General features: G+C 73.1%; 20 protein-coding genes. 16 read left to right on the forward strand and 4 right to left on the reverse strand.

Going from position 1 to position 14,664, the window contains the following annotated elements; translation table 11 throughout:
- Position 1 precedes the first annotated feature (1 nt).
- Complete coding sequence (locus ACWDVG_RS08490; RefSeq protein WP_451697435.1) at positions 2 to 613, reverse strand: TetR family transcriptional regulator; 612 nt, start codon at positions 611 to 613, stop codon at positions 2 to 4.
- A 213-nt stretch (positions 614 to 826) separates the two neighbouring features.
- On the opposite strand from ACWDVG_RS08490, the gene ACWDVG_RS08495 reads away from it, so the two are divergent.
- The 6 genes from ACWDVG_RS08495 to ACWDVG_RS08520 all read left to right on the forward strand — a co-directional run bounded on the left by ACWDVG_RS08495 (position 827) and on the right by ACWDVG_RS08520 (position 4,752).
- Positions 827 to 1,507: a DUF6230 family protein gene (locus tag ACWDVG_RS08495; protein ID WP_451697437.1), complete on the forward strand. Its 681-nt coding sequence runs from the start codon at positions 827 to 829 to the stop codon at positions 1,505 to 1,507.
- A 243-nt stretch (positions 1,508 to 1,750) separates the two neighbouring features.
- Positions 1,751 to 2,233 carry a DUF6114 domain-containing protein gene (locus ACWDVG_RS08500; protein ID WP_451697439.1) on the forward strand — a complete coding sequence of 161 codons (483 nt, stop codon included), beginning with the start codon at positions 1,751 to 1,753 and terminating at the stop codon, positions 2,231 to 2,233.
- Positions 2,230 to 2,997 (forward strand): DUF6230 family protein, encoded by a 768-nt coding sequence (locus tag ACWDVG_RS08505; protein WP_451697441.1) that lies wholly within the window; start codon positions 2,230 to 2,232, stop codon positions 2,995 to 2,997. The genes ACWDVG_RS08500 and ACWDVG_RS08505 overlap by 4 nt, the downstream gene beginning before the upstream one ends.
- Positions 2,991 to 3,377 carry a DUF6114 domain-containing protein gene (locus tag ACWDVG_RS08510; protein WP_451697443.1) on the forward strand — a complete coding sequence of 129 codons (387 nt, stop codon included), beginning with the start codon at positions 2,991 to 2,993 and terminating at the stop codon, positions 3,375 to 3,377. Before ACWDVG_RS08505 ends, ACWDVG_RS08510 begins: the two co-directional genes overlap by 7 nt.
- Positions 3,374 to 4,015 carry a hypothetical protein gene (locus tag ACWDVG_RS08515; RefSeq protein ID WP_451697445.1) on the forward strand — a complete coding sequence of 214 codons (642 nt, stop codon included), beginning with the start codon at positions 3,374 to 3,376 and terminating at the stop codon, positions 4,013 to 4,015. Before ACWDVG_RS08510 ends, ACWDVG_RS08515 begins: the two co-directional genes overlap by 4 nt.
- A 56-nt stretch (positions 4,016 to 4,071) precedes the next feature.
- Positions 4,072 to 4,752, forward strand: coding sequence for a DUF6230 family protein (locus ACWDVG_RS08520; RefSeq protein WP_451697447.1), 681 nt, complete (start codon positions 4,072 to 4,074; stop codon positions 4,750 to 4,752).
- Between the two features lie 50 nt (positions 4,753 to 4,802).
- Here ACWDVG_RS08520 and ACWDVG_RS08525 read toward each other — a convergent pair whose 3' ends face one another.
- Entirely contained in the window at positions 4,803 to 6,038 is a 1,236-nt protein-coding gene (locus ACWDVG_RS08525; protein ID WP_451697449.1) for an ROK family transcriptional regulator, read from the reverse strand.
- A 182-nt stretch (positions 6,039 to 6,220) separates the two neighbouring features.
- On the opposite strand from ACWDVG_RS08525, the gene ACWDVG_RS08530 reads away from it, so the two are divergent.
- Both ACWDVG_RS08530 and ACWDVG_RS08535 read left to right on the forward strand, forming a co-directional pair.
- A complete protein-coding gene (locus tag ACWDVG_RS08530) occupies positions 6,221 to 6,622 on the forward strand; it encodes an ATP-binding protein (RefSeq protein ID WP_451697451.1) in 402 nt (133 codons plus the stop codon).
- A gap of 157 nt (positions 6,623 to 6,779) precedes the next feature.
- Complete coding sequence (locus ACWDVG_RS08535; protein ID WP_451697453.1) at positions 6,780 to 7,208, forward strand: STAS domain-containing protein; 429 nt, start codon at positions 6,780 to 6,782, stop codon at positions 7,206 to 7,208.
- Positions 7,209 to 7,233: 25 nt separating this feature from the next.
- On the opposite strand, the gene ACWDVG_RS08540 is transcribed toward ACWDVG_RS08535, so the two are convergent.
- Positions 7,234 to 7,569, reverse strand: coding sequence for a YnfA family protein (locus ACWDVG_RS08540; RefSeq protein ID WP_451697455.1), 336 nt, complete (start codon positions 7,567 to 7,569; stop codon positions 7,234 to 7,236).
- Positions 7,570 to 7,707: 138 nt separating this feature from the next.
- Here ACWDVG_RS08540 and ACWDVG_RS08545 point away from each other — a divergent pair, with 138 nt between their 5' ends.
- A complete protein-coding gene (locus ACWDVG_RS08545; RefSeq protein ID WP_451697457.1) occupies positions 7,708 to 8,619 on the forward strand; it encodes an oxygenase MpaB family protein in 912 nt (303 codons plus the stop codon).
- 14 nt (positions 8,620 to 8,633) lie between these two features.
- Here ACWDVG_RS08545 and ACWDVG_RS08550 read toward each other — a convergent pair whose 3' ends face one another.
- On the reverse strand, positions 8,634 to 9,524 hold the full coding sequence (locus ACWDVG_RS08550) for a LysR family transcriptional regulator (RefSeq protein WP_451697459.1): 891 nt from the start codon (positions 9,522 to 9,524) through the stop codon (positions 8,634 to 8,636).
- Between the two features lie 184 nt (positions 9,525 to 9,708).
- Here ACWDVG_RS08550 and mgrA point away from each other — a divergent pair, with 184 nt between their 5' ends.
- From mgrA to ACWDVG_RS08585, 7 genes are all read left to right on the forward strand, one after another.
- On the forward strand, positions 9,709 to 10,701 hold the full coding sequence (gene mgrA / locus ACWDVG_RS08555; RefSeq protein WP_451697461.1) for an L-glyceraldehyde 3-phosphate reductase: 993 nt from the start codon (positions 9,709 to 9,711) through the stop codon (positions 10,699 to 10,701).
- A 308-nt stretch (positions 10,702 to 11,009) separates the two neighbouring features.
- Positions 11,010 to 11,264: a gas vesicle protein GvpO gene (locus ACWDVG_RS08560; RefSeq protein WP_451697463.1), complete on the forward strand. Its 255-nt coding sequence runs from the start codon at positions 11,010 to 11,012 to the stop codon at positions 11,262 to 11,264.
- Between the two features lie 41 nt (positions 11,265 to 11,305).
- Entirely contained in the window at positions 11,306 to 11,758 is a 453-nt protein-coding gene (locus ACWDVG_RS08565) for a gas vesicle structural protein GvpA (RefSeq protein ID WP_451697465.1), read from the forward strand.
- Positions 11,758 to 12,474 (forward strand): GvpL/GvpF family gas vesicle protein, encoded by a 717-nt coding sequence (locus tag ACWDVG_RS08570; protein WP_451697467.1) that lies wholly within the window; start codon positions 11,758 to 11,760, stop codon positions 12,472 to 12,474. Before ACWDVG_RS08565 ends, ACWDVG_RS08570 begins: the two co-directional genes overlap by 1 nt.
- Positions 12,475 to 12,511: 37 nt before the next feature.
- Complete coding sequence (locus tag ACWDVG_RS08575) at positions 12,512 to 12,775, forward strand: gas vesicle protein GvpG (protein ID WP_451697469.1); 264 nt, start codon at positions 12,512 to 12,514, stop codon at positions 12,773 to 12,775.
- Between the two features lie 72 nt (positions 12,776 to 12,847).
- Positions 12,848 to 13,465: a hypothetical protein gene (locus ACWDVG_RS08580; protein WP_451697471.1), complete on the forward strand. Its 618-nt coding sequence runs from the start codon at positions 12,848 to 12,850 to the stop codon at positions 13,463 to 13,465.
- Positions 13,458 to 14,648, forward strand: a complete 1,191-nt coding sequence (locus tag ACWDVG_RS08585; RefSeq protein ID WP_451697472.1) for an SRPBCC family protein — start codon at positions 13,458 to 13,460, stop codon at positions 14,646 to 14,648. Before ACWDVG_RS08580 ends, ACWDVG_RS08585 begins: the two co-directional genes overlap by 8 nt.
- Positions 14,649 to 14,664 lie beyond the last annotated feature (16 nt).

Consider the following 14,664-nt stretch of genomic DNA (forward strand, 5'->3'; position numbering starts at 1 on the left):
CCTACGGCGTGCGCGGCGGGAGGGGCTCGTGGCCCGTGCTCAGGGCCACCCGGACCACCGTGTCCGCGATGCGCCGGGCGGAGTCCTCGGGCGAGGCCGTGGCCTGGACGATGTGACTGGCGGTCAGCCGGACCGCCGCGTCCACGGCCAGCTCCCGCGCGACCGGATCGATCGCGGGCCAGGCCTCCGTCACGTACGCGTCGGCCATCGCCGTCGCCGTGTCGAAGGCGGCCGTGGAGCGCGTCGTCAGGTATGGCAGGAGCCCGTCCTCGCCGCTGCTGGTCAGCATGGCCCTGATCAGGGGGTTGCGGCCGGCGAGCGTGAGGGTGAAGCAGACGGCAGCCTCGACGGCCGCCCGCAGGTCGTCCCGGTGGGCGTCCAAACCCTCCTGGATGCCGACGAGGCAGCGTTCGAGCTCGCGCCGGAACAGGGCCTCGCCGACCGCCTCCTTCGACGCGAACTCCGAGTACAGGGTCTGCCTGCTCACGCCCACGGCGGCTGCGAGGTGCGCCATCCGCAGCTTGTCGAAGCCGCGTTCGGCGACCGCCTCGTACGCGGCGTCCAGCAGGCGCTCGCGCAGCAGTGTCCGGACCGTCTCCCTGAAGCGTGCCATCGGCCAAGCCTAGTCCAGCGGAATTGTCCGAAGAAGTGTCCGGGGTGTTGACACATCTTCCAATAGTGTCCAATTCTCGAACAAGCAGTCGTCCAGTGTCGCACCGCAGTCGCTTCTCCCGGTCGTCCCGGCGGCCGTGGGGTGGGACACGACGGCTGTCCTCCCTCACATCCCCTCCCGCGCCGAGTGCGCGGGACGACGGTTGGAGATCACATGGAGCAGGAACCCAGAGGGGTCACCCGCTGGCGCAGATCGGCCTTCCTGGCCGTGCCCGCGACCGCCGCCGTGGCCGCCATGGCCACGGCGATGGTCCAGGGCGCGCTCGCCGCCAACCTCTCGCTGACGAGCGTCCCCTTCACCCTCAGCTCGAAGACCGTGGCGGCCCCGCAGGGCATCGGCGCCGTCATGCACACCGTCGACGCGGGCGGGGCGAAGGGCGCGGCCGAGGTCGGCATCGCCAAGGCCGGGCTCGACGGCATCTGCGTCCACGCGGTGCAGTCGGTCAACTTGCCGGTGATCGGCAGCCTCGGCACCTGGTCGCTCACCATCTCGTCACCGGCCGCCGCCACCCCGCTCACCAGCGACCAACTCGTCGCCGGCGCGGGCCTCCAGGCCAACAAGCTCGTCCTGGACGCCCAGGCCCTCAGGGCGGCCACCGCCACGCTCAACGCCAGTGACACCACCCCGAACGTCATCGGCGCCGCCGCCGACGGCGCGGGCATCAAGGGGACGGGCATCACCGACGGCACCCCGGGCCAGTTCGGTCTCGACGCCACCGGCGGCCGCACCGACATCAAGGACCTCAACGCCGACGCCAACGGCGCCACGATCTCCGGCGCGATCACCCTGCCGAACCTCGCCATCGGCATCGCCCACGGCGACAAGGGCTGCTGACCCGGCCGCCCACGGCACGGCACCGGACACCACCGGACACCACCGGGGCCGGGGGGGCACCCGCAACGGAGCGCGGCGCCCCCGGCCCGTACCACCGCCGTTCCCTCCGCGTTCCCCTCCCACGCCCTCCCCGTTCCCTCTCCCCGTCCCTCCCCGCTCCCGACCACCGCTGCGAGGACCACGATGAGCACAGCTCCGCCGCCCGACGAACGCACCGAAGCCCCCGCGACTGCCGTGACCGCCGTGACTGCCGTGACTGCCGAGACCGCCGGGACCGCCGGACAACCCTCCGCCCTGCGGCGCGGTTGGTCGGCCTTCCGGCGCTGGCGCCGCACCCGCCCCTTCTGGGCGGCGGCGTGGACCGGGCTCGGCGGCTTCGTGATCTTCTTCCTGCCGATGGCGCCGCTCGGCAAGATCGTCCAGGTCGGTGTCGGCGGCATCGCCGGCATGGCGGGCGGCGTCGTCCTCATGGCGATGGCCCTGCTCGTCCTGCTGCTGCCGAGCCAGCGGCACACCGCCGGTGTGATCGCCGTCATCGCGGGCGTCGCCTCCTTCCCGCTCTCCAACCTCGGCGGCCTCTTCGTGGGCATGGCGCTGTCCGTGCTCGGCGGCTCGATGGCCTTCGCCTGGCTGCCCGAGAAGCCCGCCAAGCGGCGCCGCGGCCTCCTCCGTCGTACCGCGGCGGCCGTCGACGCCCCCCTCACCGCAGGGAGCGGATCCGCATGACCCCCACCGTCCTCACGACCCTCGCGCGCGTGCGCGCCGACGGCGTCCGCTCCGCCGCCCACTGGAACGCGCGGATGCTCGCCCAGGCGGCCGACGGCACCCGCCGCGGCACCCGCTGGGGGCGAGGGTCGCTCGCCCTCGTCCCCGCCGTCCTCGCCGTCGGCGCCCTCGGCGCCGCGCTGGCGCAGGGCGCCCTCGCGGCCAACTTCAGCGTCACCGGACAGCCCTTCACACTCACCTCCAACGGCGTCCAGGGCTCCGGCTTCGGGGCCATCGTGAACACCCCCGCCGTCGGACGGCCGGACGGCAGCACCACCACCAACACCGCCATGGCGCGCGTCGGTTTCGCCAGCGCCGGGCTCGCCGGACTCTGCGGCATCGTCCACCAGACGATCGCCGGAGTGCCGTACTCGCTGCTCCTGACGGGAGGCCAGAAGGTGACCGCCGCACCGCCCGCCGCCTTCACCACGGACATCGACGCATCGAACCTCTACATCCAGGCGACCGAGCTCCAGGCGTACGGTCCCACGACCCTCCAGAACGCGGTGCTCGGGCAGTCCGCCGACCAGGTCACCGTGGCCGGAAAGCCGCTCACGGGCGCGCTGCCCGGCGGCTTCGGACTCGGCTCCGCGGGCGGCGAGGGCGGCAGCTCCATCAGGCTGCACGGACTGAACGCGACGGCGTACGACGCCGAGATGGCGGGGGCGCTCGTTCTGCCCGACCTGAGGATCAGGGTCGTCGCGGGATCGGCCACCACATGCTGAGCCGGGCGAGGGCCGCGACCGCGTGGTTCCGGGCGTTCCGGCGCACCCGGCCGTTCTGGGGCGGGGTGTGGCTGGTCATCGGCGGGTGGACCGTGCTCAAGTTCTCGCTCAGTTCCCTCCAGTTGATCGTCAGCACGGGCTTCGGGGGAGTGGCCGGCTATCTGGTGGGCGGCGGGATGATCCTCTGCGGGCTCATTCCGATGGCCCTGCCCGCCCAGCGCTACACCTTCGGGCTCATCGGGGTGCTCCTCGCCGTCGTCTCGCTGGTCGTCTCCAACCTCGGCGGCTTCCTGGTCGGCATGGCCCTCGGGGTCCTGGGCGGCTCGATGACGGTCGGCTGGGGTGCGAAGCGCCCGCGCGGCAGGGCGGTGGAGGGATGACCGGGCGGCGGACCACGGGCCGTGCGGGGGCGCGGCGCAAGGTCCTCGCGGTGACGGCCGCCCTGCTCCTCGCCGTGGCCACGGCCGTCGGCGCCGGCCGGCCGAGCAGCGCGGCGGGCGGGCGGCTCGCGGCGGTCGAGCCGATGGGCGTACCGTTCCTGCCCTCGCCCGACCCGCTGCACGTCACCATCGCCAGCATGGTCGCCGTCTCCATGACCGTCGACAAGAACGTCACCATCCGGCTCTCGGACGGCACGACCCGCACGACGACCAAGTACACCTTCACCAAGCTGAAGATCCGTTCCCACATGAACGTGGTCCAGCGGGCGGCCGCCGGACACACGCTCACCATCGACGTGCCGGACGAGGGGTCGCTCGGCGGGTACGACAGCGCCGGGCAGCCCGAGACGACCACCATGTGGGGCACCATCACCAACGTCTGCGTCCGTGTCCTGGTCAAGATCTGCGGGGTGCAGGGCCTGCTCGACTTCTTCGGGTCCCTCATCCCCCTCACCGCGGGGGCCGAGGACTTCGTCGGCGACATCTACGCCATCCGCACGGTCGACGACCACGCCGAACTCAGCTCGACCGACAACCCCGTCCACCTCCCCGGCACGATCACGGTGACCACGCCGTGAGGACGTCTTCGGAACGACCCGGGGAGGGTACGGGGGAAGGACGTGAGGGGCGGCCCGTGGAAGGGCGCACGCACTGGCGCCGCAGCCTCGGCGTCGCCGGGCCCGCGCTCCTCCTCGCCGCCGGGGTCGGCTGGGCCATGGCCAGTGGGGCCCTCGCCGTCGGCCTGCGGATCCAGGACCGGCCCGTCGACTTCGCGACCAGCAGCCTGTACGGGACGCAGTACGGCGCCGCCGTCGTCGACCAGGAGGTCGTACGGCCCGACGGCTCGGCCGGTTCGGTGCGGGTGCTGCGGATGGGCTTCGCGGACGGGGTGATCAACGGGCTCTGCCTCAGCCAGCGGCAGCAGATCGCGGGAGCCACGTACACGCTGCTGCTCACGCTCGGCGACGACAACCCCCGCTCCTGGGAGATCAGGACGCAGAACACCGTCCTCGACCTCAAGAACGCCACCGGGGTGCTCGACATGGACGGCATCGTCGACCTCAACGTCAACGGCGCCGACGTACGGACGGTCAAGGACGCCGCCGGGGCGTACGTCCCCAACCCGCTCGGCAGCCCGCAGCACCGCTTCGGCATCCAGGCGCGCTACGCGAAGTTCGACCGCATCACCGGCACCGCCCAGGACTTCCAGATCCCCGGGCTCCTGACCACCCCGCGGCTGAAGCTCGTCGTGAAGCCGGGGACGGTCGCCTGCCCGGCCCCCGCGGCGCCCGTCGGCACGCCGGGGACGCCCTGACCCCGGCCGGGCTCTGGGCGGGTTCGGCCGCCGCGGACTCCCCGGGGTGGTCAGCCGTCCCCGGCGCCGGCGCCGGCAGGCAGTGTCGAGCCGAAGACCTCGTCGCGCACGGCCGTGAGGGCCAGCTCCAGGGCGCCGTCGAGGACCGCGTCGCCGCCCACGGCGGACAGCCGGATCCTGGCGCGGGAGAGGGAGAGCGCGCGGAGCTCCGTCTCCACGAGCTCGCGCAGGTGGTCGCCGCCCGCCGCGTGCAACCGGCCCGCGAGGACGACGAGCCCGGGGTCGACGACGGTGACGATGGACGCGAGCCCGAGCGCGAGCCGCCGGGCCACCAGCCGCAGCCCGGCCGCGGCGTTGTGGGCCGGGGGACCCGCCGTCTCGGTGGCCAGGCTCACCGCCTCCGCCACGGCCGTGGGGAAGTCGTCCCCGGGGACGCCGTGCGCGGCCAGGAGTTCCCGTACGGCGTCCCCGCCCGCGAGGTCCTGGAAGCCGTGCCGTCCGTACGGCCCGGCGTCCCGCGCGGTGGCCGCGCCCGGCAGGGGCAGGTAGCCGACCTCGCCCGCGCCGCCGAACGTGCCCCGGTGCAGACGGCCGCCGATGACGAGTGCGGCGCCGAGGCCCTCGTCGGCCCAGAGCAGGACGAAGTCGGGGGAGTCCGCCGCGGCGTGGGCCTGCTCGGCCACGGCCGCGAGGTTCACGTCGTTCTCGACGCGGACCGCAGGCAGGCCGAGGCCCTCGCCGAGCACCCGCTCCACGTCGGGGAAGAGCCAGCCGGCCATGTCCTCCACGCTGGCGTAGTGCAGCCGTCCGGTCGTCGGGTCGACCGCACCCTGCACACCGATGACGAGGTGGCGCGGCGGCTCGGGCGTGGGGACGCGGGCGAGCGCCGCGCGCAACGCGTCGAGGACCGGGCCGGGACCGGGCGCCGCGGGGTCGGCGGCGGGGGCGGGCACCTCCGTCTCCCCGACGACCGCTCCCGTGATGTCCGCCGTCCGCACGGCGATCCGCTCCGGAGTGACGTCGACGGCCGCGACGTAACCCGCGGCCGGATTGACCCGGTAGATCTCCGGGACCCGGCCGGGCATGCCGGTCCGCACCCCGTGGCTGACCACGAGCCCCGCCTCCTCGAGCCGGGCCAGCACCTGCGAGGCCGTCGGCTTGGAGAGCCCGGTGATCCTGCTGATCTCCGGACGGCTGAGGGGTCCCCGCTCCAGGAGGAGCCGCAGGGCGGTGCGGTCGTTGATCGCGCGTACGAGCCGCGGCGTTCCGCGGACGAGGCCGGTCACGTGTCCTCCGTACGCGGGTCGTCACACACTTCTGTCACATCTTCAACGTCTTCACCGCGCACCCTACCGCCGGACCCTCCCTCGCGGACGGGAGAAATTCTCGCCCGGATCGTGAATCGGACGCCCGTACCCGGGGAGCAGCAGGGTCAGCGGCCGATCGCGCGGACGAAGGAGGCGGCGCGATGAACCTCACCGTGCGGCGGCACTGCCGGCTCAGCGGACCCGGTGCCCCGGCGCGGGCGCGGGAAGAGGTCCACCGCCTCGTCGACGAGGCGCTCCTGGCGGGCTGGTGCGTGGACCGGACGGCGGAGGACGACACCCTGCTGGTGGTCAGCGAGCTGGTGACCAACGCCGTACGGCACGCCGGCGGAACCTGCGACCTCGACCTCACGCTCGCCCAGGACGACATCGACATCGGCGTCACCGACCCGGCCGTCGACGGGCCGGTGCCCAGGAGCCCGGACCGGACGGGGGAGAGGGGCGGCTTCGGCTGGGGACTCGTCGTCCGCCTCACGCACGACCTCACCATCAGCCGGGACCCCGGCGGCAAGACCATCCACGTCCACGTCGACACCCGTCACTGAAACAGAAGGGGCCGGTGACCGGCCCCGACGGGGTGGCGACGGGCGCTTGACGGGGGCTGGTGACGGGCGCTGACAGGGGCCGGGGGCGGGCGCATACTGGTCAGAGACCGCGGCGCGAGCACGGGCCGTTCCGGCAGCGGGATCGAGGCGTATCGACGTGACGCATTCCCGGAGCCAGGGGGAGCCGGCCTGGGAGGGCGGGGTCCCCCACGTCTTCCTCTCCGAGGGCCGACGCGCCTACCGCGCCCCCACGGGAAGCGCCCTCGTCCGCCGGGAGCGTACGGCCCTGGCGGCGACGTGGCTGCTCTGCGCGAGCGGCGAGTTCGACAGCGAGACGGTGGTCTGTCTCCACGAGGCCCTCTCCGACGCGCGCCACGCCCGTGCCGAACGGGTCCTGCTGGACGTGTCCCAGGTGACCTTCGGCGACTCCTCGTTCCTCGACGAGCTGGTGCGGGCGCACTACGCCCCCGGACGGCTCGTCCTCGTCGGACCGCTCACCCGCCAGGTGCGGCGCCTCCTGGACATGACCGGCACCCGGGACGTCTTCCACGTCGCCATCGACCGCGGCAGCGCCGACCTCGCCTGAGGGGCCGGCGCGTCAACGCTCACCCTCACTGGCCCCGGGGCGCGTACATGATCACTGCCATGCCCGCGAGGCAGACCAGGGCGCCGATCACGTCGAAGCGGTCGGGGCGGTAACCGTCGGCCGCCATGCCCCAGGCGAGGGACCCGGCGACGAAGACCCCGCCGTACGCGGCGAGGACGCGGCCGAAGTTCTCGTCGGACTGGAACGTCGCCACCAGCCCGTACAGACCGAGCGCGACGACACCGGCCCCGATCCACGCCCAGCCCCGGTGCTCCCTGACGCCCTGCCAGACCAGCCAGGCGCCGCCGATCTCGAAGAGGGCGGCGACGGCGAACAGGGCGACGGAGCGGGCGACGGTCACAGGGAGGGACCCTACCCGGCGCCCCTGGCGTGACGACGGTGCCGGGGACGTCACTGCCCGGGCGCTCGCCCCGGCCCCGGAGCAGCGGGCCGCCGACGGCGTTCTGGGCGCCGGGCCGCCGGGCGCATACTGGGCCGCATGGGATGGCCGCCTCCCACCGTGGACGACCTGAGGGCACGGCTCGGCAGCGAGCTGTTCCGGCGCGTCGCCGGCCCCTCGGGCCCGCAGACGCGCGCCCGCATCCACGAGACGCCCGGGCCCCGCTGGTTCGGCCCCGAGCGCCCGATCCGTACGGTCCACGGCGACGCCGCGATGTTCGTCGGCGGCCTGACGGCGCTGCTCCTCCAGTCCCTGCACCCGCTGGCCATGGCGGCGGTCGCGGCGCACTCGGGGTTCCGGGGCGACCCGTGGGGGCGGCTGCAGCGGACCAGTACCTTCCTCGCGGTCACGACGTTCGGCACCGCGGACGACGCCCGGCGGGCCGTGGAGCGCGTCCGGGCGGTCCACGGGACGGTGGCGGGGACGACGCCGGACGGGCGGGCGTACCGCGCGTCGGATCCGCACCTCCTCGCCTGGGTGCACGTGGCCGAGGTCGACAGCTTCCTGCGCGCGCACCGCCGTTACGGGGTGGCCCCGCTCGACCGCGCGGGCTACGACGGCTACGTCGCCGACGCGGCCCGGATCGCCGAGGAGCTCGGCGTGGAGCGTCCGCCCCGCACCCTGGCCGAGCTGGCACGCCGGCTCGACGCGTACCGCGACGAACTCGAAGGGACCCGGGAAGCGCGGGACACCGCCCGGTTCCTGCTGCTGCGCCCTCCGATCCCCTGGCAGGCGAGGGCGCCGTACGTCCTCCTCGCGGCGGGCGCGGTGGAGCTGCTGCCGCCGTGGGCGCGGGGGCAGCTGGGCCTTCCCGCACTGCCCCGCCCGGCGCGGGCGGTGGCGCGCGCGGGCGGACGGCTGGCGACTCGCGGCATCCGCTGGGCGATGAGCCCGCCTCCGCCGCCCCCGTCCCCGCAGCCCCCGCCTCCTACGGGCTCAGGGCCCGGGTGAGCCGGCGGGAGGCGTCAGGGGGTGTCGGCCTCCGTCCGCAGCAGCTCCATCAGCGCGCGGGCGGCCGGGCTGGTGGCCTGCGGGGACGGCAGCAGCGCCACCGTCTCGTAGACCGTCTCGCCGACGCCCTTGAGCGGGATCGCGCGCAGGGACGCGCGCTTGTGGCGGAAGTGCCCGGGGACGGCGGCGACGCCGAGGTTCTCGTCGACCAGGTCGAGCAGGCTGTGCACGTCGTTGACCTCCAGGGCGACCGTCCTGTGCACGCCCGCCGTCTCGAACGCGGCGTCCGTGGCGCGCCGCGGCCCCCAGTCCGGGTGGAAGTCGACGAAGACCTCCCCCGCGAGATCCTCCGGCGCCAGGGCGGGGCCGGCCGCCGCGAGCGGGTGCCCGGGGTGGACCAGCAGGGTCATCGGCTCGGCCGCCAGCGGCACCGACCGCAACAGCTCGTGGTCCGCCCGGGTCCGATAGGCGAAGGCCAGGTCGAGCCGCCCCGAAGCGACCTCGTCGGCGAGGTCCAGCGAACCCGACTGCCGCAGCCGGATCTCCACGTCCTGGTGCCGCCGCCGGAACGCGGCGAGCAGCGCCGCCGTGCGCACCCCCGCGATGCACTGCTCGGTGCCCAGCGCGAGCGTGCCGCGCAGCACCCCCTGCACCGCGGCCACCGCCTCGTGCGCCGCCCGCACCTGCGCGAGGATCCGCTCCGCCTCGGCCAGCAGCGCGCGACCCGCCTCCGTCAGCGTCACCCGCCGGGTCGTCCGTACGAACAGCGGCGCCCGCAGCTCGCGCTCCAGCGCGCGGATCGACGCGGACAGGCCGGACTGGGAGACCATGAGCCGTTCGGCGGCCCGGGTGAAGTGCCGGTCCTCGGCGACGGCGACGAAGTGCTGGAGGTGGCGCAGTTCCATGATTGAGAAGACTAAGCGCTGAATCCCATCGGATTCTTCTGTTGGACGGATGGAGGCGCGTCCGGAGAGATTGGGAACGCCCGACCGCCGGCCACCCGGCCGATCACCGGGCTCCCGCCCCGTCATGGGGCTCCGTCCGACCGCCGGGTTTCCGCCCGCCCCGCCCCCCTCGCCTGGAGACGCCTTGTACACGGCACACCCCGACCGCTACGCCGCCATGCCCTACCGGCGCTCCGGACGCAGCGGTCTGAAGCTGCCCGCGGTGTCGCTGGGACTGTGGCACAACTTCGGCCCGGACCGCCCGGCCGAGACCCAGCGCGCCATCCTGCGCCGCGCCTTCGACCTCGGGATCACCCACTTCGACCTGGCCAACAACTACGGCCCGCCGCCCGGCGCCGCCGAGTCCGCCCTCGGCGACTTCCTCAGGACCGACTTCGCGTCCTACCGCGACGAACTGGTCGTCTCCACCAAGGCCGGCTACCTGATGTGGCCCGGCCCGTACGGCGAATGGGGCTCGCGCAAGTACCTGCTGTCCTCGCTCGACCAGAGCCTGAAGCGGCTGGGCCTCGACCACGTCGACATCTTCTACTCCCACCGCTTCGACCCGGAGACACCCCTGGAGGAGACCATGGGCGCCCTGCACTCCGCGGTCCAGCAGGGCAAGGCGCTGTACGTCGGCGTCTCCAACTACTCCGCGGAGCAGACCCGCGAGGCCGCCCGCATCCTCGGCGAGCTGGGCACCCCGCTCCTGATCCACCAGCCGCGCTACTCGATGCTGGACCGGCGCCCCGAGGACGAGGGTCTCCTCGACGCCCTCGACGAACTGCAGGTCGGCTCCATCGCCTACTCCCCGCTGGAGCAGGGCCTGCTCACCGGCCGCTACCTGGACGGCATCCCCGAGGACTCGCGCGCCGCGGGCGACAGCCCCTTCCTGAACCGCGACGCCGTCACCGAGGACCTGGTCGCCCGCCTGCGCGCCCTGCACGACATCGCCGCGTCGCGCGGCCAGAGCCTGGCCCAGCTCGCACTGGCCTGGGTGCTGCGCGGCGGCCGCGTGACCTCCGCCCTGGTCGGCGCGAGCAGCGCGCGCCAGCTGGAGGACAGCGTGGCGGCGCTCGCGAACCTCGACTTCGCCCCCGACGAACTGTCCCGCATCGACGGCGTGCTCCGCGCCTGAGCGGCGGTCTCCCGCCCGCCCCGGGTCTCCCGTGGCGGGCGACGAGGATCGGGGCTACGGTTGAAAGCCGGATCTTTGATGACGCAGTGCGCATAAGGCGGTGAATCGTCACGAACAGTGACGAGAGGGAGAAGAGGCCCACCGAGGAGGCGCCTCCCGACGCATCCGAGGACGAGGCGGACGAGTACGAGGACGACGCGGACGAATCCGAAGACGAAGACGCGTCCGGTGACGAGGCCGACGAGTACGAGGGCGAGTACGAGGACGAGGACGAGGAAACGTCCGGGGACGAGGAGACGCGGGGCCGGGTGTCGGCCACCGACGCCCTGCGTTCCGCCGTCGAGCAACTGACCGCGTTGCTGGGCCGGAGGCCCGAGTCCGTGTCCTCGCTGAAGCCGACCGAGCAGGGCTGGACGGCCGAGGTCGAGGTCGTGGAGGTCGAGCGGATCCCGGAGACGACCAGCGTCATGGCCAGTTACGAGGTCGCCCTGGGCCCGGACGGGCAGCTGCTGGAGTACAAACGCGGCAGGCGATACACACGTTCCCAGGTCGACAGCGACTGAGGGTGAGCGCGAGACCGCCCCTCCGCTGAAGGGAGGACGAGGTGTCTGTGGTGCAAACGGGCGGCGGGGGAGCGCCGGACCGTGGAGGCGGCTCGGGAAACCTTTACGACGTACTGGAGTTGGTCCTCGACAGGGGACTCGTGATCGACGCGTTCGTGCGGGTGTCCCTGGTCGGGATCGAGATCGCGAAGATCGACGCACGTGTCGTGGTGGCCAGCGTCGACACCTATCTCCGCTTCGCCGAGGCGTGCAACCGTCTCGACCTGGAGAGCGGACGCAAGGCCCCCAACCAGCTCTCCGACGTCATGGAGAAGAGCATGGAGGGCGGCGCCAAGGGCAAGAGCAAGGGCGCCCTGACCGGCGCCGTCGAAGCCTTCACGGAGTCCCTCACCGGAGAGAAGGACCGTGAGAAGCAGCCCCGCCGCGACGAGAGGCGCTCGGACGACCAGGGTCGGCGCGCGGCGCGGCGTTCTGCGGAGGACGGGGGTCAGTGATGGCTCTGTACGTCTACGCCGTCACGAAGTCGTCGCACCCGCTCCGCCTGGACGGCCTGGACGCCGTCGGTGGCGACTCGGGGTCGGCCCCCCGGCCGGTGCGCGGTGACACCGTCTGCGCGGTGGTGAGCGAGGCACCGGAGGAACTCGCCATGGAGAGGCGCGACCTCGAACGGCACCTCGCGGTGCAGGAGCGGCTGTGGGCCGACGGCGCCACGCTGCCCCTGAGCTTCGGGTCGCTCGCACAGGACGAGGAGGCCGTACGCGCCCTCCTCGACCAGCAGGCGGAGCAGTTCGTCGAGCGCCTGGAAGAGCTCGCCGGCCGCGCCGAGTTCAACGTCAAGGGCCTGCTGGACGAAGAGGTCATGCTGCGGCAGATCGTCGAGGAGTCCGAGGACATCCGGGACCTGAACGCCGTGACGCGGGACGGCGGCGGCACGTACGAGGACCGGCTCCAACTCGGTCAGCGCGTGAGCGAGGAGGTCCAGGCGCGGCAGGAGGCGCTGGCCGAATCCGTGCTCGCGGCACTCCGGCCCCACGTACGGGCCGAGCGCATGGCGGAGCCGTCCCAGCAGTACTTCGTGAACGTCTCGTTCCTCGTCGACGACGAGCACGCCGAGGCGTTCAACCGGGCTGTCGAGGAGCTGGCCGAGGGCCGGTCCGACGGAGTCGAGATCAGGATCCGCGGCCCCCTGCCTCCCTACAGCTTCGCCTGAGTCGACGTCCCGCCGCGCTCCCGGGAGGAGGCGCCCCATGGGTTTGGTGTTCGAGATCGCCGCACTGCCCGTCGCTCCCCTCCGAGGAATCGGATGGGTGCTGGACAAGGTGGTGCGGGCCGCTGAACAGGAGTACTACGACCCCGGTCCCGTCCAGGAGCAGCTGATCAGGCTGGAACGGGCGCGGGAAGCGGGCGAGATCGACGACGAGGAGTTCGAGGACCGCGAACAGGCGCTGCTGCGGCGCCTGGAGGAGATCAAGGCGTACCAGCTCGGCAGAGCGGGGTTCGGTGGAAGGTGAGCGGCGGGCGCCTCCCCTCTGCCCCTCACGCGAGGAGGCGGGAGCCGGTCGGCGGGCAAGGAGAGAAGCGGCATGATGAACAACGCCAGGATCGGTACCGCCCTGGTCGGCGGGTATCTGCTGGGTCGCACCAAGAAGGCGAAACTCGCGGTCGGGCTGGCCATGATGCTCGCCGGATCCCGGGTGAAGCCGGCGCAGCTCGCGCGGTCCCTCGCGAACTCGCCCCTGCTGAGCAACGTCAACGAGCAGGTGCGCGGCGAGCTCACCAACGCCGGCAAGGCCGCCGCGACCACGGTGATCAACGCCAAGGCCGAGCACCTCGCGGACGCCCTGCACCAGCGGACGATGGGGCTCCGGGAGAGCGGGCAGCAGGACGCGGAGCAGGACGCGCGCGGCGAGGACCGCCGCGAGGACACGGATGACGGCCGGGAACGCGACGAGGATCGCGACGAGGACCGCCGCGAGGACACGGATGACGGCCGGGACACCGGCGCGGACGCCGACGAGGAGTCCGGGTCCGAGAAGCCCGAGGCGGAGGCGCCCCGTCCGAAGCCCGCACCGAAGAAGTCCGAGACCTCGGCGAAGCGGCGCACGTCGAGCCGTTCGACGAGTTCGGCGGGTTCGGCGGGTTCGGCGGGTTCGAAGAGCGCGCGGGGTTCGAGGAGTTCGAGGAGGCCGGACGATGACTGACGCACGGTCTGCGAAGGAAGGGACCCCCGGCGCCGGTGTGCGTGAGCGGTTGGCGGCGAACCCCGGCGCGAACCGGCTGGCCGAGGAGTTCCAGACGTACCTCGAAGCCCGCCTCCAGAAGGTGCTGACCGGTGTCGGCCACCGGATGGGCGACGCGGCGGAGAAACTGGGCGCGGCGCACATCGGCCCCGGAGCCCTGGTGCACGGCGTGAGCCGTTTGCTGGGCGACAAGGCTCCGGGCAAGGCGGCACTGGCGGCGGCCGCCACGCAGGTCGCGGGGACCGCGGGCCATGCCAAGGACGCCCTCGTCGACACGGCGAAGACGGTCACGGACAAGGTGACCGACAAGGCGACCGAGGGGGGCCGTCCCTCCGGCTCGGGCGGGGGCCGCAAGAGCATGACCGTGATCGAGGACATCGACATCGGTGTGCCGGTGCGCGAGGCGTACAACCAGTGGACGCAGTTCCAGGAGTTCGACCGGTTCGCCAAGGGCGTGGTGAACGTCGACCAGGTGGACGACACCACGACCCAGTGGGAGGTGAAGGTCGCGAAGGCGACCCGTTCCTTCAAGGGCACCATCACCGAGCAGATACCCGACCAGCGCATCGCCTGGACGTCCGAAGGGGCGAAGGGCACCACCCGGGGCGTGGTCACCTTCCACGAGATCGGCGAGAACCTGACGAAGGTCCTGCTCGTCATGGAGTACTTCCCCAAGGGCATGACGGAGAAGGCGGGAAACCTCGTGCGGGCGCAGGGGCGCCGCGTGCGGCTCGACCTCAAGGCGTTCCGCAGGTTCGTCATGATGCAGGGCGGGGCGACGGACGGCTGGCGCGGCGAGATCCGCAAGGGCGAGGTCGTGTCCGAGTCGGACGAGGAGGAGGACGGGGCGGCCGACGAGGGCCGGCCCCGTGCGCAGGACGAGCACGGAGAGCAACGGGACGAGCGGGGAGAGCAGCAGGACGAGCAGGAGGAGGACGGGGACGAGCAGGACGGGGACGAGGACTCCGACGCCCGGTACGCGGACGACGACGCGTACGACGACGACGCGTACGACGACGAGCCGGAAGGCGGGTACGACGACGAGGCGGACGAGGACGGGGCCGAGGAACCGTACGAGGACGACGAGGACGACGAGGGCGAGGAGGACGACGGGTCCGACTCCCGTCGTGACCGGAAGAGCTGACGTCCAGGGAGCGAGG

Source organism: Streptomyces sp. NPDC003327 (assembly GCF_053589515.1).